This is a genomic window from Acinetobacter sp. IRS14 (assembly GCF_034650275.1).
In the GTDB taxonomy this organism is placed as follows: Bacteria; Pseudomonadota; Gammaproteobacteria; order Pseudomonadales; family Moraxellaceae; genus Acinetobacter; species Acinetobacter oleivorans.
On record NZ_JAOVFN010000005.1, the window covers coordinates 1 to 25598 of the forward strand.

Here is a 25598-nt window from a genome sequence, read left to right on the forward strand (position 1 = left end):
ATCATTAAGAGAATTGAAGAACAACTTGTGTGGATTTTTACTGATTGATCGATCGAAATATTATCATTGATTGATTGGTTTAAATTACTCGAAGTTTATTTGAGCGAAATTTAAGTCAGAAAATTGATGAGCCAGAATTGGCACCTTGTCTATAATAAGGTGCAAAATGATTTTTAACTGAAGAGTTTGATCATGGCTCAGATTGAACGCTGGCGGCAGGCTTAACACATGCAAGTCGAGCGGAGTGATGGTGCTTGCACTATCACTTAGCGGCGGACGGGTGAGTAATGCTTAGGAATCTGCCTATTAGTGGGGGACAACATTTCGAAAGGAATGCTAATACCGCATACGTCCTACGGGAGAAAGCAGGGGATCTTCGGACCTTGCGCTAATAGATGAGCCTAAGTCGGATTAGCTAGTTGGTGGGGTAAAGGCCTACCAAGGCGACGATCTGTAGCGGGTCTGAGAGGATGATCCGCCACACTGGGACTGAGACACGGCCCAGACTCCTACGGGAGGCAGCAGTGGGGAATATTGGACAATGGGCGGAAGCCTGATCCAGCCATGCCGCGTGTGTGAAGAAGGCCTTATGGTTGTAAAGCACTTTAAGCGAGGAGGAGGCTACTTTAGTTAATACCTAGAGATAGTGGACGTTACTCGCAGAATAAGCACCGGCTAACTCTGTGCCAGCAGCCGCGGTAATACAGAGGGTGCAAGCGTTAATCGGATTTACTGGGCGTAAAGCGCGCGTAGGCGGCTAATTAAGTCAAATGTGAAATCCCCGAGCTTAACTTGGGAATTGCATTCGATACTGGTTAGCTAGAGTGTGGGAGAGGATGGTAGAATTCCAGGTGTAGCGGTGAAATGCGTAGAGATCTGGAGGAATACCGATGGCGAAGGCAGCCATCTGGCCTAACACTGACGCTGAGGTGCGAAAGCATGGGGAGCAAACAGGATTAGATACCCTGGTAGTCCATGCCGTAAACGATGTCTACTAGCCGTTGGGGCCTTTGAGGCTTTAGTGGCGCAGCTAACGCGATAAGTAGACCGCCTGGGGAGTACGGTCGCAAGACTAAAACTCAAATGAATTGACGGGGGCCCGCACAAGCGGTGGAGCATGTGGTTTAATTCGATGCAACGCGAAGAACCTTACCTGGCCTTGACATAGTAAGAACTTTCCAGAGATGGATTGGTGCCTTCGGGAACTTACATACAGGTGCTGCATGGCTGTCGTCAGCTCGTGTCGTGAGATGTTGGGTTAAGTCCCGCAACGAGCGCAACCCTTTTCCTTATTTGCCAGCGAGTAATGTCGGGAACTTTAAGGATACTGCCAGTGACAAACTGGAGGAAGGCGGGGACGACGTCAAGTCATCATGGCCCTTACGGCCAGGGCTACACACGTGCTACAATGGTCGGTACAAAGGGTTGCTACCTAGCGATAGGATGCTAATCTCAAAAAGCCGATCGTAGTCCGGATTGGAGTCTGCAACTCGACTCCATGAAGTCGGAATCGCTAGTAATCGCGGATCAGAATGCCGCGGTGAATACGTTCCCGGGCCTTGTACACACCGCCCGTCACACCATGGGAGTTTGTTGCACCAGAAGTAGCTAGCCTAACTGCAAAGAGGGCGGTTACCACGGTGTGGCCGATGACTGGGGTGAAGTCGTAACAAGGTAGCCGTAGGGGAACCTGCGGCTGGATCACCTCCTTAACGAAAGATTGACGATTGGTAAGAATCCACAACAAGTTGTTCTTCATAGATGTATCTGAGGGTCTGTAGCTCAGTTGGTTAGAGCACACGCTTGATAAGCGTGGGGTCACAAGTTCAAGTCTTGTCAGACCCACCATGACTTTGACTGGTTGAAGTTATAGATAAAAGATACATGACTGATGATGTAAGCTGGGGACTTAGCTTAGTTGGTAGAGCGCCTGCTTTGCACGCAGGAGGTCAGGAGTTCGACTCTCCTAGTCTCCACCAGAACTTAAGAGAAGTTCGGATTACAGAAATTAGTAAATAAAGATTAAGATCTTGATTTATTAACTTCTGTGATTTAAGTATCACGGTATTAAGCATGACCTGACGAAGGCATGTTTATTCATTAACAGATTGGCAAAATTGAGTCTGAAATAAATTGTTCACTCAAGAGTTTGGATTAAGCAATTAATCTAGATGAATTGAGAACTAGCAAATTAACTGAATCAAGCGTTTTGGTATATGAATTTAGATTGAAGCTGTACAGTGTTTAAGTACACAGACAACAGATAGTAGCGATGAAGAATCGCACGGACAACACTCACTTGTAAGTGTTGACGACTGTTTGGGGTTGTATAGTCAAGTAATTAAGTGCATGTGGTGGATGCCTTGGCAGTCAGAGGCGATGAAAGACGTAATAGCCTGCGATAAGCTCCGGGGAGGCGGCAAATATCCTTTGATCCGGAGATTTCTGAATGGGGGAACCCACCTACTTTAAGGTAGGTATTGCAACATGAATACATAGTGTTGCAAGGCGAACGAGGGGAAGTGAAACATCTCAGTACCCTTAGGAAAAGAAATCAATTGAGATTCCCTTAGTAGCGGCGAGCGAACGGGGATCAGCCCATTAAGTTATGTGTGTTTTAGTGGAACGCTCTGGGAAGTGCGAACGTAGAGGGTGATATTCCCGTACACGAAAGGGCACACATAATGATGACGAGTAGGGCGAGGCACGTGAAACCTTGTCTGAATATGGGGGGACCATCCTCCAAGGCTAAATACTCCTGACTGACCGATAGTGAACCAGTACCGTGAGGGAAAGGCGAAAAGAACCCCTGTGAGGGGAGTGAAATAGATCCTGAAACCGCATGCATACAAGCAGTGGGAGCCGACTTGTTCGGTGACTGCGTACCTTTTGTATAATGGGTCAGCGACTTATATTCAGTAGCGAGGTTAACCGTATAGGGGAGCCGTAGAGAAATCGAGTCTTAATAGGGCGTTTAGTTGCTGGGTATAGACCCGAAACCAGGCGATCTATCCATGAGCAGGTTGAAGGTTGGGTAACACTAACTGGAGGACCGAACCCACTGTCGTTGAAAAGCCAGGGGATGACTTGTGGATAGGGGTGAAAGGCTAATCAAGCCTGGTGATAGCTGGTTCTCCCCGAAAGCTATTTAGGTAGCGCCTCGGACGAATACCATAGGGGGTAGAGCACTGTTTCGGCTAGGGGGTCATCCCGACTTACCAAACCGATGCAAACTCCGAATACCTATGAGTACTATCCGGGAGACAGACTGCGGGTGCTAACGTCCGTAGTCAAGAGGAAAACAATCCAGACCGCCAGCTAAGGCCCCAAAATCATAGTTAAGTGGGAAACGATGTGGGAAGGCATAGACAGCTAGGAGGTTGGCTTAGAAGCAGCCACCCTTTAAAGAAAGCGTAATAGCTCACTAGTCGAGTCGGCCTGCGCGGAAGATGTAACGGGGCTAAAACTATGTGCCGAAGCTGCGGATTTGACTTTTAGTCAAGTGGTAGGGGAGCGTTCTGTAAGCCGATGAAGGTGTATTGAGAAGTATGCTGGAGGTATCAGAAGTGCGAATGCTGACGTGAGTAACGACAAAACGGGTGAAAAACCCGTTCGCCGAAAGACCAAGGGTTCCAGTCCAACGTTAATCGGGGCTGGGTGAGTCGACCCCTAAGGCGAGGCCGAAAGGCGTAGTCGATGGGAAATTGGTTAATATTCCAATACTTCTGTGTAATGCGATGAGAGGACGGAGAAGGTTAAGTCAGCCTGGCGTTGGTTGTCCAGGTGGAAGGAAGTAGGCATGCATCTTAGGCAAATCCGGGGTGCTCTATGCTGAGATCTGATAGCAAGCTGTACTTGTACAGCGAAGTGGCTGATACCATGCTTCCAGGAAAAGTCTCTAAGCTTCAGTTACACAGGAATCGTACCCGAAACCGACACAGGTGGTCAGGTCGAGTAGACCAAGGCGCTTGAGAGAACTCTGCTGAAGGAACTAGGCAAAATGGTACCGTAACTTCGGGAGAAGGTACGCTGCTGACGGTGATGACCCTTGCGGTCTGAGCTATTGGCAGCCACAGAAACCAGGCCGCTGCAACTGTTTATTAAAAACATAGCACTCTGCAAACACGAAAGTGGACGTATAGGGTGTGATGCCTGCCCGGTGCTGGAAGGTTAATTGATGGGGTTAGCGTAAGCGAAGCTCTTGATCGAAGCCCCAGTAAACGGCGGCCGTAACTATAACGGTCCTAAGGTAGCGAAATTCCTTGTCGGGTAAGTTCCGACCTGCACGAATGGCATAATGATGGCGGCGCTGTCTCCAGCAGAGGCTCAGTGAAATCGAAATCGCTGTGAAGATGCAGTGTACCCGCGGCTAGACGGAAAGACCCCGTGAACCTTTACTGCAGCTTGACATTGAACTTTGACCTTACTTGTGTAGGATAGGTGGGAGGCTTTGAAGTTGGAACGCTAGTTCCAATGGAGCCGTCCTTGAAATACCACCCTGGTAATGTTGAGGTTCTAACTCTGCCCCGTAATCCGGGGCGAGGACCATGTCTGGTGGGTAGTTTGACTGGGGCGGTCTCCTCCTAAAGAGTAACGGAGGAGTACGAAGGTGCGCTCAGCGTGGTCGGAAATCACGCGTAGAGTATAAAGGCAAAAGCGCGCTTAACTGCGAGACCCACAAGTCGAGCAGGTACGAAAGTAGGTCTTAGTGATCCGGTGGTTCTGTATGGAAGGGCCATCGCTCAACGGATAAAAGGTACTCTGGGGATAACAGGCTGATACCGCCCAAGAGTTCATATCGACGGCGGTGTTTGGCACCTCGATGTCGGCTCATCTCATCCTGGGGCTGAAGCAGGTCCCAAGGGTATGGCTGTTCGCCATTTAAAGAGGTACGCGAGCTGGGTTTAGAACGTCGTGAGACAGTTCGGTCCCTATCTACCGTGGGCGCTGGAAATTTGAGAGGATCTGCTCCTAGTACGAGAGGACCAGAGTGGACGAACCTCTGGTGTACCGGTTGTGACGCCAGTCGCATCGCCGGGTAGCTATGTTCGGAAGGGATAACCGCTGAAAGCATCTAAGCGGGAAGCCTACCTCAAGATAAGATTTCCCTAGGACTTTATGTCCTCTAAAGAGCCGTTCGAGACTAGGACGTTGATAGGTTGGATGTGGAAGCATAGTGATATGTGAAGCTGACCAATACTAATTGCTCGTGAGGCTTGACTATACAACACCCAAGCAGTTGTATATAAAGCATCAATCGATTCATTAATATGCAAAGCAACTTGATTTAGTTATACGCTTAGCTAAAATGAACAAATAAAGTAAGATTTAATCAGCCCATCTGTAAAGATTTGGAAAACGCATCGGCACATTAAGACCAATGCAAGTATCCATACCAGTTGTGCTGGCGACCATAGCAAGAGTGAACCACCTGATCCCTTCCCGAACTCAGAAGTGAAACCTCTTAGCGCTGATGGTAGTGTGGGGTTTCCCATGTGAGAGTAAGTCATCGCCAGCTCATTATTCTAACACCCCGGTCTCGAAAGAAACCGGGGTGTTTCTTTATGCATGAATTAAATTAATGAAAACAATTTAATGTATAGAAGAGCCAGATTTTATTAAGAGAGCTCTTCTAAATTGATTATTTCAACTGTCTGCGAGCATGTTTTAAAGCAGTACGAAGACCTTCTTCTAGAGTAGGGTGATAGAAAGGCTTCTCTAGAATGTCATTTAAAGTCAGTTCTTCACCTATTATCCAGCTTAATAGATGAGCCATGTGTTCAGTTGCTTCTGTAAATAACTCTGCACCCAAAAGTTTTTGGCTTCCTTTCTCTATATAAACTTCAATTGCACCTCTGTTTTTCCCAAGAACGATAGCTCTTCCTTGCCGTTCATAAGAGGCTTCACCTGTAATAAAGTCTATACCATTGTCTTTTAGTTGTTTATAACTTTGCCCGACGATCGCCATTTCAGGATGACTAAATACAATTCCTAATGGAGTAAGCGTCTTAACTGAATTAACCAGTGGATAATTCAAACAGTTATATACAACCTTTTTCCCTTCATGTGCTGCTTCATGTTGCAGTGGTGTTGAGGTATAAGCATCACCAACAATAAAAATTGGATATGTATCTAACTGCTTAGTTTTTGCATTTATAGGTAATAACTTAATATCTTTAAAAGAATTATCAATATTTTCTAGTTTTAAAGTATCAATTAAACTTGTACGGCCTGTTGCTGCTAAAACATATTCGACTTTGATAGTTTTCTCTGTTTCATTAAGTTGGTAAGTTAATAAAGCATTTTCCTCACTGCATTTAACTTCACTTGGTAGAGTCTCGAATAGAATTTTTAACTCTTTGCCTAGCTCTTTTTGTGCAAGTTGTTGAAGCCTAGAACTAGTAAGTACTCCAATTCGTTTACTACGGGCAAAGATTGTAGTTTCTACACCTAAACGATGCATTGCTTGAGCAATCTCAAGGGCAATCACACCACTTCCAATGACAGCGATAGATTTAGGTAGCGTTTTTAACTCAAATATTTGATCTGTTGTTATAAGCCGATTACCAAGTTCTTTCTTCCAGGTTTGATTATAATTAGGAGTTGAACCGACAGCGAGAATAAAACTTTTTGATTGGTACTGTTGCCCATTAACTTCTACAGTTTGTGAATCAATAAAATGTGCTTTACCAGAAATTTTATGTTCTGCAGGCCATTGTTCTACATCTTTTAATGTTGCTTGTGTAAAACGGTCACGTAAAGTTTGTACGTGCTGCATCACTTGATTTGTATTAATTTTTGCAGATACATCCAAAGCAACCTCTTGAGCATTTTGAATGTCAAACATACGGTTTGCTGTAGAGATGAGGACTTTACTTGGCATGCAACCTACACGAGCACAAGTGGTATCCCATGGTCCATCATTTATAATTAAAATATTATTGGTATGTTTAACGGTTTCTTTATATGCACTAATACCAGCAGTACCTGCACCAATGATAATAATATCGAACATTGTCATTAAGCTATTTTAATAGATATTTAGAATATACAGAAAAACCCTCTTGAACAGAGGGTTTGGTTCTAGTTATTTAACTTTAAAATGTAAATTTTTGCTCAAAAGGTGATTTAAAAGTAGTTGAAACGGTTCCATTTTGATTAATAGATTGACCTTCAATATTTATACTATTAATTACATGTTTAAAATTTAATGCAGTTCCATTCGGAGATTGTTTAAACGTGAAAATATTTTGTCCTTCAAGATAGATGCTACCATTAAATTTCTGTGTATTCGTTGTGGGGGATTGATTCTCAACGCGACTTCCTTCTATACCAGTAATACTAGGTAAACTTAATACTTTATTACCATTGAGTTTTACTTGATATGTCGCGTTATTCGTATTGCCTGGAGTCGAATTTACAACAAATGAAATTGGTTCTGCGTAAGGAACATTAGGGTTATCATTAATAAGTACGTTAAAACCAGATCCCCCTTGAATTACATATAAGTCACCATCAGTTGATGTATTATCTTTATATACACTCATTGCACCGGTAGTAACTTCTTTTTCGGTTGGTTGACCTGTTTGTGGATCTTGAACAGTGGCCGTTGTGGTAATTTTATAATCGCTTGTCGTTGAGTTAATTAATACAAATCTTTTTTGTTTGGTTTGTTGGAGTTCCCATGATTGTTGGAATGGATATGCAAAAGCTCCAGTAATTGTTACATCTTGGAAGTTTTTATCATTATTTTCATTTTGAAAAATATAAATTCTGGTATTCGATTGATATTCCTGTAGATTTGGAGAGATATTGTCAGAGGCGAGTTTAATATTCTTTAAATCATCTGCTGTAATATCAAAATCCCAATCATTATAACCTGTAAGTAATGATTTTATTTCTTCCCCTTTAAAAACGTAGCAGGCGCGATAGTCGGTAGTACTATCTTTAAAACATTGGTCACGATAGTGATCTGAATATTTAGTGAGATCTACTTTGCGAATATCTAAGGTTAACTTGAGTGGACCTTGAGCGAAGGTGTCTAGTGCGTGGTCAATGTAACCTTTTGATAGTTTTTCATCGTTAAGATCATAGGCGCCAAACAAATATTTTCCTTCTTGCTTTACACTATTTAAAACAGAAGTAGCCAACTCTTGATCTGTTGATGGTGTGGTTGGTGTTGTTGTAGAGCCAGAACTTGAATTTTGGTTATAGTAGCCATCACCGCCACCTCCACCACAAGCTGTCAAAAAAGCAGCCAAAGTAATCCCACATACCCCATGAGTAAGTTTCATCATTATCCCCAATTAAAATGATAAGTTATTTAAAATAATTTTTTAGATTTATAAAATAACATATATTTCATGAGGTTGCTCATTATATTTATAAGCAATTAGCTAATTAAATTCTTGTACCCATAGTTACTCCAACCGTAGGTTTTACTTGCATTGAGGAGCATGCTGTAAGAATTAAACAGCTTAAAAGAGCGAATATAAATTTATTCATAAAAATTAATAAATGATTCAAAAAAGATTTAAATACTTTAGATCAATATTATTTTTAGTTCTGTTGAATTCGTGCAGAGATATGCAAAATAAGTTATCAAAAAACCCTACTTTAAAGAAGAAATAGGGTTTTATGGAATATTAATTTCTTAAAATTAGTCGTCTAATAAATCCATCTGTTTTGCTAATTGATATAGATTATTTGAACGGTTTCCTGTACGGCAAAACATAAGTACAGGTTTTGGCAACTCATTGTAATGATTAGCAAAAGTACGTACATCGAGTTCTGTAATTTGTCCAGCTACAACAGGTTGATAAACATAGTCTAAACCTACTTGGCGTGCTGCTTCTTCAATTTGAGCACTTGTAGGCTGTTCTGGGCCGCCTTCCATATCTGGTCGATTATTGATAATCGATTTAAATCCTTTTTCTACAACTTGGCCAACATGCTCTGGGCCAATTTGACCTGCGAAACCAACATTATCTGACATTTCGTCACTCCAAAATTTAACAAAACCTCTTATGCTGTATCATAGCATTAAGCTTAACCTGAGATACAAGACACTCTTGTGTTGTTCTGACTGAGAAAGTTATGTCTTATAGCTAAGTTATAAATTTTAAAAACGATCATCGCGCTATTTTAAAATTGGTTATTCATATTCTATTTCAACGGAGCACATATGCACGCTTATACGGTTGAGCCTTTATATGTTCCATGTGGTCAGGAAACGATCGCAGCTGATTTTTATATTCCTAAAACAAATAAGAAATCTGCCGTAATTATTATGGCCCATGGTTTTGCTGCGTTGCGTCAATTTAAACTCATCCAATATGCTCAGCGGTTCGCTCAAGCAGGTTATGCTGTTATTTTGTTTGATTATCGATATTGGGGTGGGAGCACTGGCAAGCCTAGAGAAATGGTCTCAATCAATTCCCAATTAGAAGATTGGAAGACCGTTATTCAATATGCTTCGACCTGTAAGTTTGTAGATAACCGAAGGATTGTGCTGTGGGGAACTTCTTTAAGTGGCGGATATGCGCTAAGCCTAGCTTCTGAATTAAAGAATATTCAGGCAATTTTAGTGCAAATTCCTTATGTAGATGGTGCTGAAACAGCCAAGCTCTATCCTTTGCAACGTTATCCTCAAGCATTGAAGTTATCGAGTCAGGATTATATGGGATCAAAAATGGGACTTAATCCAAAGAGGTTGCCTGTGGTTGATCAACATAATTTATGCTTTATGCCTACAGCAGATAGTTATTATGGCTATCTATCGATTGTAAATCCTGACTATTATTGGAGTGGGGAAGTCCCAGCTCGTGTATTTTTTAATTTGATGCGATACCGTCCAATTCAGGTTGTACGTCAGATTAATATTCCAGTTTTATTTATTGCAGCCCAAAAAGATTCACTTATTCCTATTGAGTCCAGTCGCGAAGCCGCGACAAATATTGCACCTTTTGTGAGTTATCATGAGTGGGATATGAAACATTTTGATATCTATCACGGTTCATGGTTTGAAAAAGCAGTGATAACCCAATTAGAATTTTTACATCAGCATATAGGAGTGATGTAAATGATTATTGTATGTGCATCGTGTGGTGCTAAAAACCGAGTTCCGGAAGAAAAACTTCCTGAACAACCAAGCTGTGGGCAATGTCATCAGCCATTACTACCGCTTGCACCTATTGAACTAAATGAGCAAAATTTTAGTAACTACATCACGAATAGTGATTTACCTATTCTCATAGACTTATGGGCAGAATGGTGCGGACCCTGTAAAATGATGGCTCCACATTTTGCGCAGGTCGCAAAACAGAATCCAGGCGTTATTTTTGCCAAGATTGATACCGAAGAATCTCCTCGCTTGAGCCAAGCTTTTCATGTGAGAAGTATTCCGACACTTGTCTTAATGAATAAAACGACAGAGGTCGCGCGTATTAGCGGTGCATTACGTGCGCCTGAATTGCAGCAGTGGCTCGATCAACAACTTCAAACGAATTTCGGGAGCTAAGGTGTCAGAAGCTTATACCAAACCAGAAGGAATTTTATCCTTACAAACGATTGCCATGCCAGCAGATACAAACTGGAGTGGTGATGTGTTTGGTGGATGGATTGTGTCACAAATGGACTTGGCTGGAGCAATTCACGCAGAACGTTTCAGTCGTGGCCGTTGTGCTACGATTTCCATTAATCAAATGACCTTTTTGGTTCCGGTAAAGGTTGGCTTTGTCATTAGCTGCTATACCAAAATCTTAAAAGTTGGAAATACTTCTATTCAGATGCAAATTGAAGTTTGGGATAGTCATGATGACTCTCGTGAGCCAATACGTATTACTGAAGGAGTCTTTACCTTTGTAGCAGTAGATGTAAAAGGTAATAAGCGTCAAATACCAGAAGAAGCAAGACAAAAGTTTTTAGATACTCAATAAAACGTAGAAAGCCTGAATATCAGTATTCAGGCTTTGATTTTTAATTTAGATAAAGAACTCATTTTTAGAATTAAAACATCGTATTGGTATTTTTGCTTTGCTCAGGAATATTTTGTATCACATCCCAATGTTCTACGATTTTTCCATTTTCGACACGAAATATATCAATAATCGCTCTTCCTCGATCTTTTTCATTTTCAGTCGAATGGACATGTAAAACGACAAGATTACCTTCAGCAATCGCGCGTTTAATCTCATTTTTAGCTTGAGGATTCTTTTGGAATTTTTCAGTGAAGAAATTAACGAAAGGTGCTTTCCCATCTGGCACATTAGGATTGTGCTGAATGTATTGCTGACCAATATAACGGTCTGCATATTCTTTGACTTTATGTTTTAAAAAGACGCCTTCATAAAAGTCGATGACTATTCTTTTGTTTTGAGCGCTTACTTTATCTATCGCTTCGGATTTGGTCGAAGTTAATTTACTGGTTTTAACGTGAGATTCAGTCGCATGAGTCGTTATTGTTGTAAATATTAAACTGGTAAATAAAGAGGAAAGAATCAGTGTTTTTTTCATTTTTAACCTCAAGATACAAAAAATAATTTTTATATCTTGAGGCAAATAAAAATCTAAAAGTACTTTAGATTAGTTATTATTTCTTACGTTTCGGTAACCATGCCCACAGCATTTGGCACTGGATTGGTTCATTGCCTGCATCATCAATGACTGTAACCGGAATCACAAGTTCACCTTTCTCATTAGCTGCAATAAACTTTTGCTGTTCAGCAGACAATGTTGCTGTAGCAGTCAAACCGCCTTCAACCACTTTTAAATAATCTACATGCAATGATTTGATTAATAAAATGCGGTTATCAGGAATATGTAAACCCGTTAGGAAACCTGTTGCAGTTTCTGCTAAAAGAGCCATCGCCGCAGCATGGACTCCTTTAATATGATTTTGCATATTTTTCTGGTTTTCTAAACGGACAATAACGTGGTTTGAGTCTACTTCCAGATAGCGGATATTTGCTGTACCCACCATTGGCACGATACGACCAAACGCCTTGCTCCAAAGCGTGCTCCGAATACCTTTAGGGAATTTTGAAGTCGCTTTTACCAGTTTTGATAGACGATTGGATTGAGACATGGAATTACCTTAGCTTTGAATGTCACGAAAAGAGATTAATCTTTAAAGTTATTAAACTGTAATGGCACACCAAATTGCTGTTCACGTAAAAAATTCATGACTTGTTGTAAAGTGTCACGCTTTTTATCTGTTACACGAATTTTGTCGCCTTGGATAGAAGATTGCACTTTAACGCCACTTTCTTTAATGGCTTTATTAATTTTTTTTGCAGTATCTGAGTCAAGACCGTCTTTAAGTTTAATGACTTGTACAAAATTTTTGCCTGAAGCAGCGGCTTTTTGCGGATCAAGTGCTTGTACATCAATTTTACGTTTATAAAAGTGATTTTCTAACATGTTGTAAACTTGTTCACACTGAAAATCGCTTTCTGTACTGATTTTAATTTCTTTATTTTTTTCGTTTATTTCGACTGAAACATCATGACCACGGAAGTCAAAGCGTGTTGCAATCTCTTTTTGTGTGTTTTGTACAGCATGATTAACCTCAAATAACTCTAATTCAGAGACAATATCGAAAGAAGGCATAGTTTAGACCTTTACAAAGTGAAAGAATATTTGAGATGCTAAGAGGGTTTTCTTCATTTGCCAAGTGTTGTTTACATCAAAGGAGTGCACAATGATCCGTAAACAAGAAATTACAACATTTGAATTCCCAGAAAATGCTGTTATCTGGGATGTCCGTGATACTAATGCTTATGCAGAAGGGCATGTTAAAGGTGCGGTGAATCGCCCGATTAATGATTTGAATGCTGATATTTTGAACCAGGTCTCTGCGGGTCAGCCGATTTATATTTTATGTGGTGGTGGTAGCAAAGCTCCTCGTGCAGCTGAGAAACTAGAAGGATTGGATGCCTCGCGTGAATATGTCGTGCTGATGGGGGGGACACGTGCAGCTCGTGATGCTGGCTTGCCTCTAGAGCAGGGCGCATAAAAAAAAGCACCTTAGGGTGCTTTTTTATTGAAGAAGACTACTGCGGTTTGAAATATGGCTTTTTAGGTTTTACTTTCTTTTGGAATCGTTGCGGATTCAATTTTTGTAATAAGTTGTCCGGTACTGGGCAAGCCTCTCCTAATATCTGGGCAACTAAGATCTCGCTACATAGCGGAGCAAATAGAAAGCCTTTAGAACCAAGACCAGCAAAAGTAGCAATTCGACTATTCTCAAGCATTTTTCCAACCAGAGGAAAATAATCTAAGCTTTGTGCACGGATAGATGCACGGCCTTGCCACGTCGAAGTTGATGGTAACTTTTCTGCATATGCAGGGAATACGCTGTGAATTAATTCAAAGTTATGCACATGGTCTTCGGTAAGTACATCTTGATCTTCACGATTTGGGTAAAAAGATGCACCTAAAATCATCTGTGAAGCATCAAGTTGCATGCAATATCCACCATAGCTATAAGCTTCATTTAAAGGCAGGGGAGCAAAAGAATTATTAACCCAGCTCACTTGTCCGCGTATTGGTTTTAACTGTGGATAGCTTTCAAATAAAGCAGCACTTCCCCGAGCACAGCACACAACAACATGGTCTGCTTCAGCAATAATCTCATTACTAGCCTGCAATTGAACTTTATTTTCAAAAGGAACCAGTGCTGTGACATGGGCAATTTTTAGAGCAATTAAAGGGTTTTGTAAAATTTCATCACGTAGTTGATGTGGTGAAACAGAACCCGCTTCGTTCAGTGAAACACTTGAGTACGTAGTTTCAAGTGAGTTTGTTGAATGGGTAACAACTTCTGCTGGATATTGGTTTACAAGATCGAGAAGTTCCTCTGCATTTTTCAATGCGATTTGTTGTATTTGAAGTGGGCGGAATGCTTGAAAATTTTTATAAAAATTTAAGGCATGTTGCCAACTTAAAGTCATGAGATGTTCATGGCTTTGTTCAATCGGACATAGTTTAGGATTAAGCAATGCCAAAGGGTTTCCAGAAGCGCCAGATAATGCTTCTGTTTGCTCATATAAGGTGACTTGATGCCCGCGTGCTGCAAATGCCCACGCCGTAGTTAAACCTGCTACACCGGCCCCAATTATCGCAATATGCTGCTGTTCTTTACCCAATGACTGAACTTGGTCTAATTGTGAGGATTCATCATCAGATTGAGGCGGATTCCAGATTGCTTTGAGCATTTCCCGTTTATGCCGAAAACCACGTGGACGAGAAATACTAATACCGTGCGCCTTTAGCCCACGTTTTAAAACACCCGCGACACTAAAAGAGGAAAATGTGCTGCCATAGTCAGAAAGACGAACAATATGGTTTAGAACGTTTTGTTCCCACAGTTCTGGATTGCAAGAGGGTGCAAAGCCATCTAAAAACCAAGCATTTACTGCTTTGGTTTTAGCCATACTTGGGAAAATGTCTTGCGCATCTCCTAACCATAGGTCGATGCTAAAACGCTCGTTTGGAAAAGTTAAGCGATGACATCCAGCAATAGGGAGCGGATATTGTTCAATTAACTGCTCTGCAAGTGGTTTAAGCTCATCCCAGACATTTAAAGCACGAATAAGGTCAGCTTTACTTAAGGGAAATTTTTCAACACTAATTGCATGTAAATGACTTTGATTGTCTGGACGAACTTGTTGCCAAAGTTGCCAGAGTGCAAGAATGTTTAAACCTGTACCAAAACCGGTTTCTCCTACACTGAAATATTCAAAATCTTTTAGATGGGCTAAGCGTTCTGATAAGTCATTACCATTTAGAAAAACATGTCGTGTTTCAAGTAAGCCATTATCTTTAGAGAAATAGACATCACCAAATTGTTTGGAAATGGGAACCTCGATACCATCGATGAGTTCCCAGTCCAGTTCTGCTGTTTGGATACGGTTTGATACGTTCATTTGGTTTAATAGATTGTTTCGATTTACCACTGGCGTCGACGTTTTGTATGGATATAACTAGCGATAAAGAATCCTAGCAATACGCCTCCCGCTAAGGTAACAGCGCCATATAAAAACATTTGTGCACTACGTTCGCTTTGTAAGACTTGAACCTGAACAGAGAGACTGTCGTTTTTTAACTGTAGCTCTTGGTTCTGAGCAAGTGCTTCAAGATTGGCATGTTCTAACTGTTTTAAGCGAGATGCCTGATCTTGAACTAGAGCTTTGATTTTCGCATCTTGCTGTTGCTTATTCTTTACGAGTTGTTCAGCTGTAAGTGGTTGAGCTGTAGTCGCTGTTTTTATACCAGTTGGTGCTGTAGGAGCGGGTTTAGCTGCCTGAGTTGAAGGCGCGCTTGGAGGAGGTGTTGCTGGTGTTGCAGCAGGTTCAACTGCTCCAGCAATTGAACATATCAAACACAAGCCAAGAAAGCTTTTGATTGCAGGCTGCATGCGATTACCCTTTTGGAAATGCTTTATTGAACGGTTTTACATCAATATGGGCATAAATGCCTTCTTTGAGAAATGGTTCTTCTTTTAACCATTCATCTAATGCTTCGCGACTGTCGAATTCAACAATCATGGTGCTACCATAGAAGCCTGCTTGTGGATCATTAGGATCTTTTGGCATAGCACCCGCTGTAACAAGGCGGCCTTCATCATCGAGTTTTTGTAGACGTTCGATATGCTGAGGGCGTACTGCTAAGCGTTTCTCTAAAGTTCCTTCGTTATCGGTACAGCTTAGAACAAAAAAAGGCATGTAATCGTATCTCTATAATCAATCAGGAACCACTTTAAGCGTCTGGTGACTTAAAATGTTTACGTAAAATAATGAACTGAATAATGATAAATGAAAACATCACAATCATGTCACCAAATGCAGTAAATTCGCCCCAATATTTTCCGCCGTGAAATAAAAATGCGAAGAACACATGTAAACAAGACATCACTACAAACATGACTGCCCAGGCGAAGTTTAGATTTTTCCAACCTTTTTCACTTAACTCTAAAATAGGATCAAATAAACGTCGTATGAGTGGCTTACGGTCTTTACCAAACCAAGGTGAAACCAAGAATGCGCCTGCAAAAACCAAATTTAAAATTGCAGCTTTCAGACGAATATAGAAATCATCACTTAGCATGAGCGTGATGCCACCAAAAATCACAGTCATAAACAATACAAACCATTGTTGTTTATCTAGACGGAATTTTTGGAAAACAAATAAGGCACCATATACCACGAGCATTGAAATAATTAGACCAGTAGTTGCTACAAGAATATTATTATTATCTGCACCGCCAGCAGACCCGATCAGTTTAAGTAAAGGATGCTGTGCGTTAGCTGGATCAACTGTTTTATATAAATAGAAGAAAATAATTAATGGAACAAAGTCCAGAAGTGCTTTCATGTTAGAGTATCTGATCAGGTTTGGTGAATGGCATAGTATAAAAGATGCAAGGCATAGATTTACATACACATAGCAATATTTCTGATGGAACTTTGTCTCCGGAATTACTGGTGCAAGCTGCTATTGATGTGAATTTGCATACTTTGGCTTTAACTGATCACGATACAATGGACGGATTGCAGCGAGCTAGAATTGCTGCGCAAGGTCATGATTTAAAAATCATTTCTGGTACTGAGATTTCGAGTCAGTGGTCACGCCCAACAACCAAAAAGAGTTATGGCGTACATATTGTTGCTTTAAACATGCAAGATGAAGCACCAATTTTAGAAGCATTAGAACAACAAAAAAGAGTACGAGCACAAAGAGCTCAAGTCATTTGTGATTTATTAGAAAAATGTATTGGTTTTCAGATTTATGAAGATGTTCTTGCCAAAGTGGAAAATCAGGCCGATCGAGTGACAAGAACCCATATTGCTAAAACACTGGTCGAGAAGAATGTAGTAACCCGTCCTCAACAAGCATTTGATCGTTTCTTAAAAGAGGGAAGACGAGCCTTTGTTAAGTTTGAAGGGTTAGGATTAAAAGAAACAATTGATGTGATTCATGAAAGTAAAGGTCTGGCAGTTTTAGCTCACCCAACTCGTTATGATTTATCTGCAACGAACATTCGATATTTAATTGAATTGTTCGCAACTTCAGGTGGAGATGCAATTGAGTTACCTCCACCTATGGAAACGTTATCTACTCGCCAAATGGTTGATCGGATGATTGAGCAACATCAATTAGCCGTATCAATTGGCAGTGATTTTCATGGTGAAAATATGCCATGGATTAAATTGGGAAATACACCTAAACCAACGGCTAATCAGCAAGGTGTTTGGGAGCGTTTTCTCTAAGACTTTATAGTAAGTTATTATCTTGAGCTTGAATTGGAGGAGGTGTAGGTTTGCCTAGTGTTCCTAAAAGTTCAATTTCGATACTACGCACCATGGCGTCTAAAGGTAAATCATTGCTTTGAGTACCAAAAGGCTCTTCAATTTCCGAGCTTAGTGCATCAAGCCCTAAGAATGTATATGCCAAAATTCCAACCAGTAAAGGTGTTGCTAAACCAAGCAATGAACCAAGACTAAACGGCAACATAAAACAGAAAAAATAGACAGTGCGATTGAGCAAAACTGAATAGGCAAATGGAATAGGTGTATTGGCAATTCGGTCACAGCCAGTTTGTACTACACTTAAATCTGAAACATTTTTATTCATCTGTGCATAGATGATGTCAGAGATTTCACCTTCTTTAAGTGCTTGTAATAATTCCCAGTGAATGAGGCTCAGCGTGTACTGAGGGGCATTATTTTGCTGATAGAGTTGGGTGAGTGCTTGCTGGCTCATACCACTGGTTTGTATTAACTCATTTGGGTTCGCAGTCTGACGACGTAAACGATCACGTAACACATTAGCAAAAACAATCACATGTTGAATGACACGTTCACGGCGGGCCTGAGTCAAAATTCGGCAGTCACGGTCAAAATGGCGCGAAGTTGCAATTAAAACACCCCATAATTTTCGGGCTTCCCACCAACGGTCATAACACGCAGTATTTTTAAATCCTAAGAAAATAGAAAGCACGACGCCAATCAGAGTAAAGCCAACCAAGGGAATCTCTGGAAAGCGATAAAGGTTGATATATTCCACGCCACCAATGATTGCTGAGATCAACATAACAAACCCTAAGGAGGGGAGAATTTTGGGTAAAATCGTCCCTCGCCAAGAGAATAAAACTTTGAAAATACTAGGTTGATCACGAACAATCATTTTATTTTAAGCATCACTATTTTTGTTTTGATCTTCTAGGCTTAGTTAAGCTTTGTCAATATTATTGAACTGATATTGTTGCGGGGTTGAGCAGTTGTTGTTCAGCAAATGAAAAGCTTCCTTCTGGAGAAATAATAAAATGATCCAAGAGGTGTATTTCGACAAGCTTGCATGCATTTTCCAGTTGTTGAGTTAAGGCAATATCTTCAGCAGAAGGCTGTGCTGAACCAAATGGATGATTGTGTGCAATAACGAGCTGGCAAGCATGTTGTTGTAAGGCGTAGCGTAAGGTTTGATTGACCGAGACCGCACAATGCTGCATTGAACCAAAAAATAGCTTTTTAAAATGGAGCTTTCTTAATTCTGGGTCTAGACACAGCACAGCAAAGACTTCTTGTTTTTCACCTTTTAATTCATAGCGTAAATAATCCAAAACTAAATCAGAAGAGTGAAGACTAAGATCATTCTTCTGAAAGTGATGATCGAGATAACGCCGTCCGAGTTCTTTGACTGCCAGTAATTGAGAATATTTCGTTGCTCCAATTCCATTAAATTGAGTTAATTCACTTAACGATGAATCAAATACTGCATTTAGACTACCAAAATGTTGAATGAGTAAACGTGATAATTCGACTGCTGAATGTTGCCTTGAACCTGAGCGAAGAAAAATCGCCAATAGCTCTGCATCAGAGAGACTTTGAGGGCCTTGTTGCAATAACCGTTCTCTTGGCCGCTCTTGTTCGGGCCAATTTTTAATAGAAGTATTCATATTCCCCAGCATAATTCGCTTAAAATTTTATTTTGTTTGCCCAATCAATCTTGGGTCTGCGCGTATTTAATGCTATTGTGAGCGCCACTGCAACAGTAAGGTATCCTGTTCGTGAGCTTCGATCTAAGTGTTATTCCTCATAAAAACATCGTTTTAGCTGTTACTGGCGGAATTGCTGCCTATAAAAGTGCCATCTTAGTCCGCCGCCTCAAAGATTATGGCTTTGATGTGCGTGTGGTCATGACACATGGTGCTCAGGCATTTATTACCCCACTAACTTTTCAGGCTCTTTCTGGTAATCCTGTCCATACTGAACTTTTAGACCCTGCGGCTGAAGCTGGAATGGGACATATTGAATTAGCACGTTGGGCTGATTTATTACTGGTTGCGCCTGCAAGTTGCGATACTTTGGCAAAATTTGCGCATGGTTTAGCAGATGACTTGCTCAGTACAGTATTTTTGGCAACAAAATCTCCTGTATGGGTTGCACCTGCCATGAACCAGCAAATGTGGGCGGCCAAAGCTACACAACGAAATTTACAAACCTTGGTCGAAGATGGTGTGCATGTGATCATGCCAGATGCAGGTGAGCAGGCGTGTGGTGATGTTGGTTTAGGCCGTATGCCAGAGCCAGAAGAAATTGCTAAGCAAGTGGCTGGCTATTTCCATCAGGCTCAACGTGCAATTGCTGAAAAATTTGGGTTATTGGCAGGTAAGCGAGTTGTCATTACGGCTGGGCCAACACGTGAAGCAATTGACCCTGTTCGTTATATCTCGAACCACAGTACTGGTAAAATGGGCTTTGCTTTAGCGGCTGCTTGTTACGCTGCTGGTGCACAAGTGACTCTGATTGCTGGACCTGTAAGTTTAGATACACCGAATGGTGTAAAAAGAGTAAATGTTGCCTCTGCAAGACAGATGTTAGATATCAGTATGGATTCGTTAGAAACAGGCTGTGATATCTTCATTGCAACCGCCGCAGTCGCAGACTATCGCGTAGCAGAAGTTGCCGAGCATAAAATTAAGAAGGCAGGGGATGAGTTGAATGTTTCCCTTGTTAAAAATCCAGATATTGTGGCAACAATCGCTGGTCAGGAAAAACGTCCATTTATGGTGGGCTTTGCAGCTGAAACACAAAATGTTGAAGAATATGCGGCAGGAAAGCTGGTTGCTAAAAAACTTGATATGATTGCATGTAACGATGTATCGCGTGCAGATATTGGTTTTGCTTCTGATGAAAATGCGATGACGGTTTTCTTTGCTGAAAACTATCACATGAAAAAGCGTGAGTTAGAAAAAGCATCTAAACAAGAAATTTCTCAACAGTTGGTTGAAGCAATTTCGGATGCATTACGCCGTAAATAATATGTTCTAAATAAAAAAACCGCGAATTAATCGCGGTTTTTTTTATGTGTCTTACTTTATCCAACTTAAGGAATGTCATCTTCAAATTCAGGTTTAACCTGAACGATGAAGTCCTGACGGTTAAGACCACGCCATAAGGCAAAAGCTGTACCGATATAAATTGAAGAGTAAGTACCTACAAAGACACCAACAAACATTGCAACAGCGAACCAGTGTAAGCCATCGCCACCTAAGAACATCATTGCTAGAACGACTAGCAATAAGGTCATTGATGTATGAATGGTACGACGTAAAGTTTCGGTTAAAGCAATATCAACGATTTCACGAGGAGTCGCACCGCGAATTTTACGGAAATTTTCACGGATACGGTCTGACACTACAATATTATCGTTAAGCGAGAAGCCAATAACAGCAAGTACCGCAGCTAAAACTGTAAGGTCAAACGGCCATTGGAATAATGCAAAAGCACCAATAATAATGATGATGTCGTGGAATAAAGACATCACGGCACCCATCGCGAGTTTAAACTCGAAACGGATCGTCACGTAGATCAACATTAAAATAAGTGCAAGAGCAACCGCACCAGCAGAGCGAACATAAAGCTCGTTACCAACTTGACCACCTACAGAGTCAACTTTATGAACTTCTGCGGCATTGTTTGGCAGCTGTACAGCCTTAGTAATCGCGTTATTAAGATCTTCAACCTTAACTTCTTGTACTGGCATACGCACAAGTAAGTCTTTATTACTACCAAGTGTCTGTACTACAGCATCTTTAAAGCCAGCTTTGTCGAGCGCTTGAATAACGTCAGACTGGTTTGCTGGTTGAGCATAGTTAAGCTCAGCTGAAACACCACCTGTAAAGTCCAAACCTAAGTTAAGACCTTTAGTTACAATAAAGAAAATACTCGCCAATGTAATCAGGATCGAGAAGATTGCCGCAGGTTTGGCAATCTTCATGAACGGGATGATTTTTGCATCATCCGGACGTCCATATTGTTTTGAATCTTGTTGAGTCACTTTAGTCATCATCGATCTCCTTAAATGCTCAACTTTTTCAAGTTACGACGTTTGCCATAAATGATTTGTACAATTGCGCGAGTCACTGTAATTGCAGTAAACATCGAACACACAATACCAATCATTAATGTTACGGCGAAACCTTTGATCGGGCCTGTACCAATTGCAAACAAAATGAAAGCAACGAGGAACGTGGTTAAGTTCGAGTCAAAAATGGTGTTATAAGCTCGATCATAACCGGCCACAATGGCTTGTTTGGGCGAGGCTCCCCAGAGCATTTCTTCTCGGATACGCTCACATATCAATACGTTCGCATCGACGGCCATACCAATGGTAATAACGATACCGGCAATACCTGGTAAGGTGAGGGAAGCCCCAATCCATGACATGACTGTTAAAATCATTGCCAAGTTAACAACAAGTGCAAAGTTAGCGATTAAACCGAATAGACGGAAGAAAACCACCATCCAGATTGCAACAAGCAAGAAGCCGATTTGAGTTGATAATACGCCTTTATCAATGTTTTCTTGACCAAGACTTGGACCAACCACACGTTCTTCAACAAAATACATTGGCGCAGCCAAAGCACCTGCACGTAGCATTAATGCAAGTTCTGATGCTTCTTGAGGAGAACTTAAACCGGTAATACGGAAAGTTGAACCTAAAACAGCCTGAACAGTTGCAGCATTAATGACTACAGATTCAGTGTATGGAGTACGAACTTCTGTTTGTGCACCAGTTTTTGGATCTGTAACATAAGTAATTTTTTGCTTATTTTCGATGAACAATACCGCCATGCGTTTACCAACAGCATTACGAGTTGCATCGGACATAAGCTTACCGCCAGCACTGTCGAGGGTAATATTTACCTCGGCACCACCAGAGTCTTGGCTAAAGCCAGAGCTTGCATTTTGAACACGCTCACCAGTCAAGATACGGTTACGTTGCAACAAAAGTTGACGACCGCTATCTAAAGACTCATAAGCAAAAACTTCTGTGCCCGGAGGTAAAGGTTGACCATTATATTTACCTGTATATGGGTCAATATATTGATCATTTGAGTCAGAAACTAAACGGAATTCGAGGTTTGCAGTACGGCCTAAAACACGTTTAGCTTCAGCAGTATCTTGTACACCCGGTAATTCAACAACAATACGGTTGCTACCCTGACTTTGTACCAATGCTTCTGCAACACCAAGTTCGTTAATACGATTACGTAATGTTGTTAAGTTTTGGTTTACCGCATATGACTGGATTTCTTGGCGACGTACATCGGTATAAGTAAGCTTTAAAGTAGAACCTGTAGAGCTTGCTAATGCCTGCTGGGTATATTCATTCCCATTACGACGTAGAAAATCCATTGCTGCATCACGGTCAGCATTGTCAGCAAATTGAACAGTGATTACATTGTTTGTTAATGCAAGATTATTAAATTTGATCTTGTTTTCACGGAACTGACGACGCAAATCAGTGGCAGAGGTTTCCATACGTTGGGCAACGGCTTTGTCCATATCTACTTCAAGCAAGAAGTGGACACCACCACGTAAGTCCAAACCAAGTTTCATTGGTTTTGCCCCAATTTTTTGCAACCATTCCGGTGTGGTTGGTGCAAGGTTTAGGGCAACAACATATTGATCACCTAAGTCACGGCGTAATACTTCTTTTGCTTTCAACTGCGCTTCAGAAGAGCTGACACGCAAGAGGGCAGCATTATTTGTAAAAGTATTATCGTGACTTGCAATATTTGCTGTTTTTAAAATTTGCTCTGCTTTTTGCACCACACTTTGATCAATTTGGGTACCAGCTTTGGCACCGGAAATTTGAACGGCGGGCTCATCCGGATATAGACTAGGCAGTGCGTATAATGTACTGACTACCAGAACAACCAGAATCAGTAAATATTTCCATGCAGGGTAACGCATTCGCTTTCTTCTTAAATGAAAAAGTCGTGCTAAAGCACGACTGTTTTATGATTAAAGGTTATTTAGAGTGCCTTCAGGTAATACTGAAATTACGCTGGCACGCTGAATTTTTACTTCTACACCACGGCTAAGTTCAACAACTGCATAGTCACCTTCAATTTTGGTCACTTTGCCCATTAAACCACCAGCGAACACAACTTCACTACCTACACCTAAGCTTTCGATTAAAGAACGGTGCTCTTTAGCACGCTTTGCTTGAGGACGCCAAATTAAGAAATAAAAGATTGCAACGAATACAACAATCATCAAGATGTTTGGCAAAATACCTGTAGTTGGGCCAGCTGCCGGTGCTGCATGTGCAGCAGAAATTAAAAAGCTCATTTTGATTTCCTAAAGTTAAAAATATGAGTCAGATACCTGACATAATCCTAATTCGTTTTGCAATTTACCTTGTCTTGAGGTTGAGCGCAAATCGGGCTTATTCATCAACCGGACATGGTGGAACTTCTAAACCACGACGGGCATAAAAGTCCTGAACAAATTCATCAAATGTGCCATTCTCTAATGCATCACGCATACCTTCAGTTAAACGTTGGTAATAACGTAAGTTATGAATGGTACCGAGCATAGACGCTAACATCTCTCCACATTTTTCAAGATGGAATAGATAAGCACGGGTAAAGTTCTTACAAGTGTAGCAATCGCAATGTGGATCGAGCGGACTTTGGTCATGGCGATATTTACTATTACGAATACGTACCAGACCATCAGTGACAAAATAATGACCGTTTCGCGCATTACGGGTTGGCATTACACAGTCGAACATATCGACACCACGGCGCACCGCTTCAACGATATCTTCCGGCTTACCAACGCCCATCAAGTAACGCGGTTTATCTTGTGGCATTTTGCTTGGGAGATAATCTAAAACTTTGATCATCTCTTCTTTAGGTTCACCTACAGATAAGCCGCCAATCGCATAACCGTCAAAGCCAATTTCAAGAAGGCCATTTAAAGACTCATCACGTAAGTCTTCATACATACCGCCTTGAATAATGCCAAATAACGCATTCTTATTTTTGAGTTCATCATGATGATGGGTTTTACAACGTTTTGCCCAGCGTAAAGAAAGCTGCAATGATTTTTGTGCTTCTTCATGTGTTGCAGGATAAGGTGTACATTCATCAAAAATCATGACGATGTCAGAGTTCAATACCTGCTGAATTTCCATAGAAATTTCAGGCGATAGAAACACTTTTGAACCATCAATCGGCGAGCGGAAAGTAACACCTTCCTCTTTGATTTTGCGCATTGCGCCAAGACTAAAAACCTGGAAACCGCCAGAGTCAGTCAAAATTGGCTTATCCCATTTAATAAAGTTATGCAAACCGCCGTGTTCTTTAATCACTTCAAGACCCGGACGCAAATATAAATGGAAGGTATTTCCTAAAATAATTTGTGCCTGAATGTCTTCGATATCACGCGGTAGCATACCTTTGACTGTGCCGTAAGTCCCCACTGGCATAAAAACAGGTGTTTCAACAACACCATGCTCTAAAGTTAAACGACCACGACGGGCGCGCCCCGACTGACCTAATTTTTCAAACTTCATCTAAAAATCCTGAACACGAGCAGAGGCGAAGAAACAGTTCGCTGCTAAAAAGAGAGCTATTTTCCTTGATTCTGCGATGTAGTTCTACTACTAAATGTAGCTGGTTATAAAATAGATAAAATTTCCGACAGGTTAGGGGCCGTTTTTTTCCTATTAAAAATTAGGTTTATAGTCAAAATTTTCATTAACAAGATTATCCTTAAAAGGGCGAATCGCTTTCTTGGATAAAGTTAGTGTATTGATAAGATTGTTAGGGAATACTTCAATCTGGTTGTTGAACAGCTCGACATTACGGTTAAAGATACTAATCGCAGCACCTACATTTTCGTTTTGTTCCTGAATGTCGTCCATCATCTTGCTATAGAGTGAATCGGCTTTAAGCTCAGGGTAGTTTTCAACAACAATATTTAAGCTGCGAATTAGTTCTTTGCTCATTTTCTCAATTTGTTGGAGCTGAGAAATATCAGTGTTATTTACATTTAAATTAAGAATTTGCTGACGTAATTCAGTGACTTTTTCTAATGTCGATTTTTCAAAATGAGTATATTGATTAAGTGTTGTCTCAAGAGTCTCTAAAGTCTTTACCTTTTGACGTTCGAAATTGGCAACCTCAGACCAAGCGCGTTTGGTCGCATTAAAATAACGTACGATAGTGTTACGGATGTGAACGCCCCAGACGATCAGTACAATAAAAATCCCCAGGAAAATAAATAAACCAGTCATGG

Annotated in this window: 24 protein-coding genes, 2 tRNA genes and 3 rRNA genes; 11 read left to right on the top strand and 18 right to left on the bottom strand. The window is 41.0% G+C overall.

Translation table 11 applies throughout. The features are described 5' to 3' along the window. Nucleotides 1-174 precede the first annotated feature (174 nt). From ODQ17_RS06365 to rrf, 5 genes are all read left to right on the top strand, one after another. Nucleotides 175-1712: ribosomal RNA gene (locus ODQ17_RS06365) — 16S ribosomal RNA — on the top strand. Nucleotides 1713-1771: 59 nt separating this feature from the next. After that, nucleotides 1772-1848: transfer RNA gene (locus ODQ17_RS06370), tRNA-Ile, on the top strand. Between the two features lie 55 nt (nucleotides 1849-1903). Continuing rightward, a tRNA-Ala gene (locus ODQ17_RS06375) sits at nucleotides 1904-1979 on the top strand. A 352-nt stretch (nucleotides 1980-2331) separates the two neighbouring features. Then, nucleotides 2332-5224, top strand: a 23S ribosomal RNA gene (locus tag ODQ17_RS06380). A gap of 179 nt (nucleotides 5225-5403) precedes the next feature. Further along, nucleotides 5404-5518, top strand: a 5S ribosomal RNA gene (gene rrf, locus ODQ17_RS06385). Together the 16S, 23S and 5S rRNA genes with 2 tRNA genes alongside form the textbook arrangement of a ribosomal RNA operon. A 123-nt stretch (nucleotides 5519-5641) precedes the next feature. Here rrf and ODQ17_RS06390 read toward each other — a convergent pair. The 4 genes from ODQ17_RS06390 to ODQ17_RS06400 form a co-directional block, all read right to left on the bottom strand. Beyond that, the gene (locus ODQ17_RS06390; RefSeq protein WP_322902495.1) at nucleotides 5642-7015 is read right to left on the bottom strand and encodes a dihydrolipoyl dehydrogenase; all 1374 of its coding nucleotides are present in this window, start codon (nucleotides 7013-7015) and stop codon (nucleotides 5642-5644) included. A gap of 82 nt (nucleotides 7016-7097) precedes the next feature. Further along, on the bottom strand, nucleotides 7098-8294 hold the full coding sequence (locus tag ODQ17_RS06395; protein ID WP_322902497.1) for a hypothetical protein: 1197 nt from the start codon (nucleotides 8292-8294) through the stop codon (nucleotides 7098-7100). Nucleotides 8295-8400: 106 nt separating this feature from the next. Then, the gene (locus ODQ17_RS19205; RefSeq protein WP_371864353.1) at nucleotides 8401-8505 is read right to left on the bottom strand and encodes a lipoprotein; all 105 of its coding nucleotides are present in this window, start codon (nucleotides 8503-8505) and stop codon (nucleotides 8401-8403) included. Nucleotides 8506-8659: 154 nt separating this feature from the next. After that, nucleotides 8660-8995: a TIGR01244 family sulfur transferase gene (locus ODQ17_RS06400; RefSeq protein ID WP_002116083.1), complete on the bottom strand. Its 336-nt coding sequence runs from the start codon at nucleotides 8993-8995 to the stop codon at nucleotides 8660-8662. Between the two features lie 189 nt (nucleotides 8996-9184). Here ODQ17_RS06400 and ODQ17_RS06405 point away from each other — a divergent pair, with 189 nt between their 5' ends. Genes ODQ17_RS06405 through ODQ17_RS06415 form a run of 3 tightly spaced genes read left to right on the top strand, consistent with a single transcriptional unit; the run spans nucleotide 9185 to nucleotide 10937 of the window. Then, on the top strand, nucleotides 9185-10081 hold the full coding sequence (locus ODQ17_RS06405; RefSeq protein ID WP_174746548.1) for an alpha/beta hydrolase: 897 nt from the start codon (nucleotides 9185-9187) through the stop codon (nucleotides 10079-10081). Continuing rightward, a complete protein-coding gene (gene trxC / locus ODQ17_RS06410; RefSeq protein WP_003655112.1) occupies nucleotides 10082-10519 on the top strand; it encodes a thioredoxin TrxC in 438 nt (145 codons plus the stop codon). Nucleotide 10520: 1 nt separating this feature from the next. Further along, on the top strand, nucleotides 10521-10937 hold the full coding sequence (locus tag ODQ17_RS06415; protein ID WP_004789061.1) for an acyl-CoA thioesterase: 417 nt from the start codon (nucleotides 10521-10523) through the stop codon (nucleotides 10935-10937). A 70-nt stretch (nucleotides 10938-11007) separates the two neighbouring features. On the opposite strand, the gene ODQ17_RS06420 is transcribed toward ODQ17_RS06415, so the two are convergent. From ODQ17_RS06420 to ODQ17_RS06430, 3 genes are all read right to left on the bottom strand, one after another. After that, a complete protein-coding gene (locus tag ODQ17_RS06420; protein WP_204085503.1) occupies nucleotides 11008-11514 on the bottom strand; it encodes a nuclear transport factor 2 family protein in 507 nt (168 codons plus the stop codon). Between the two features lie 76 nt (nucleotides 11515-11590). Then, on the bottom strand, nucleotides 11591-12085 hold the full coding sequence (locus ODQ17_RS06425) for a DUF4442 domain-containing protein (RefSeq protein WP_013196828.1): 495 nt from the start codon (nucleotides 12083-12085) through the stop codon (nucleotides 11591-11593). A 35-nt stretch (nucleotides 12086-12120) separates the two neighbouring features. Beyond that, complete coding sequence (locus ODQ17_RS06430) at nucleotides 12121-12609, bottom strand: YajQ family cyclic di-GMP-binding protein (protein ID WP_004789065.1); 489 nt, start codon at nucleotides 12607-12609, stop codon at nucleotides 12121-12123. Nucleotides 12610-12700: 91 nt separating this feature from the next. Here ODQ17_RS06430 and ODQ17_RS06435 point away from each other — a divergent pair, with 91 nt between their 5' ends. After that, nucleotides 12701-13015: a rhodanese-like domain-containing protein gene (locus ODQ17_RS06435; RefSeq protein WP_002116171.1), complete on the top strand. Its 315-nt coding sequence runs from the start codon at nucleotides 12701-12703 to the stop codon at nucleotides 13013-13015. A 37-nt stretch (nucleotides 13016-13052) separates the two neighbouring features. On the opposite strand, the gene mnmC is transcribed toward ODQ17_RS06435, so the two are convergent. From mnmC to ODQ17_RS06455, 4 genes are read right to left on the bottom strand one after another with little or no spacing between them, the layout of a single operon-like run. Continuing rightward, nucleotides 13053-14927: an FAD-dependent 5-carboxymethylaminomethyl-2-thiouridine(34) oxidoreductase MnmC gene (gene mnmC, locus ODQ17_RS06440; protein WP_322902504.1), complete on the bottom strand. Its 1875-nt coding sequence runs from the start codon at nucleotides 14925-14927 to the stop codon at nucleotides 13053-13055. A 23-nt stretch (nucleotides 14928-14950) separates the two neighbouring features. After that, entirely contained in the window at nucleotides 14951-15418 is a 468-nt protein-coding gene (locus ODQ17_RS06445) for a hypothetical protein (RefSeq protein ID WP_322902506.1), read from the bottom strand. A 4-nt stretch (nucleotides 15419-15422) separates the two neighbouring features. Then, nucleotides 15423-15725: a YciI family protein gene (locus ODQ17_RS06450; protein WP_005309522.1), complete on the bottom strand. Its 303-nt coding sequence runs from the start codon at nucleotides 15723-15725 to the stop codon at nucleotides 15423-15425. Between the two features lie 34 nt (nucleotides 15726-15759). Next, nucleotides 15760-16374 (bottom strand): septation protein IspZ, encoded by a 615-nt coding sequence (locus tag ODQ17_RS06455; protein ID WP_005309525.1) that lies wholly within the window; start codon nucleotides 16372-16374, stop codon nucleotides 15760-15762. Between the two features lie 44 nt (nucleotides 16375-16418). On the opposite strand from ODQ17_RS06455, the gene ODQ17_RS06460 reads away from it, so the two are divergent. Beyond that, on the top strand, nucleotides 16419-17270 hold the full coding sequence (locus ODQ17_RS06460; protein WP_322902508.1) for a PHP domain-containing protein: 852 nt from the start codon (nucleotides 16419-16421) through the stop codon (nucleotides 17268-17270). Between the two features lie 4 nt (nucleotides 17271-17274). Here the strand turns inward: ODQ17_RS06460 and ODQ17_RS06465 are convergent, their stop codons facing one another. Continuing rightward, the gene (locus ODQ17_RS06465; RefSeq protein WP_322902510.1) at nucleotides 17275-18186 is read right to left on the bottom strand and encodes a bestrophin family protein; all 912 of its coding nucleotides are present in this window, start codon (nucleotides 18184-18186) and stop codon (nucleotides 17275-17277) included. 61 nt (nucleotides 18187-18247) lie between these two features. Then, the gene (gene radC / locus ODQ17_RS06470; protein WP_199987450.1) at nucleotides 18248-18967 is read right to left on the bottom strand and encodes a RadC family protein; all 720 of its coding nucleotides are present in this window, start codon (nucleotides 18965-18967) and stop codon (nucleotides 18248-18250) included. A 99-nt stretch (nucleotides 18968-19066) separates the two neighbouring features. Between radC and coaBC the strand changes: the two genes are divergently transcribed. Continuing rightward, complete coding sequence (gene coaBC, locus ODQ17_RS06475; RefSeq protein ID WP_009389455.1) at nucleotides 19067-20320, top strand: bifunctional phosphopantothenoylcysteine decarboxylase/phosphopantothenate--cysteine ligase CoaBC; 1254 nt, start codon at nucleotides 19067-19069, stop codon at nucleotides 20318-20320. A gap of 65 nt (nucleotides 20321-20385) precedes the next feature. Here the strand turns inward: coaBC and secF are convergent, their stop codons facing one another. From secF to ODQ17_RS06500, 5 genes are all read right to left on the bottom strand, one after another. Continuing rightward, nucleotides 20386-21351, bottom strand: a complete 966-nt coding sequence (gene secF, locus ODQ17_RS06480) for a protein translocase subunit SecF (protein WP_013196833.1) — start codon at nucleotides 21349-21351, stop codon at nucleotides 20386-20388. An 8-nt stretch (nucleotides 21352-21359) separates the two neighbouring features. Further along, entirely contained in the window at nucleotides 21360-23261 is a 1902-nt protein-coding gene (secD, locus tag ODQ17_RS06485; RefSeq protein ID WP_013196834.1) for a protein translocase subunit SecD, read from the bottom strand. A 51-nt stretch (nucleotides 23262-23312) separates the two neighbouring features. Continuing rightward, a complete protein-coding gene (gene yajC / locus ODQ17_RS06490) occupies nucleotides 23313-23642 on the bottom strand; it encodes a preprotein translocase subunit YajC (protein WP_003655131.1) in 330 nt (109 codons plus the stop codon). Between the two features lie 97 nt (nucleotides 23643-23739). Further along, complete coding sequence (gene tgt, locus ODQ17_RS06495; protein WP_049838131.1) at nucleotides 23740-24873, bottom strand: tRNA guanosine(34) transglycosylase Tgt; 1134 nt, start codon at nucleotides 24871-24873, stop codon at nucleotides 23740-23742. A 153-nt stretch (nucleotides 24874-25026) separates the two neighbouring features. After that, nucleotides 25027-25596, bottom strand: a complete 570-nt coding sequence (locus ODQ17_RS06500; RefSeq protein WP_322902517.1) for a LemA family protein — start codon at nucleotides 25594-25596, stop codon at nucleotides 25027-25029. Nucleotides 25597-25598: the final 2 nt, after the last annotated feature.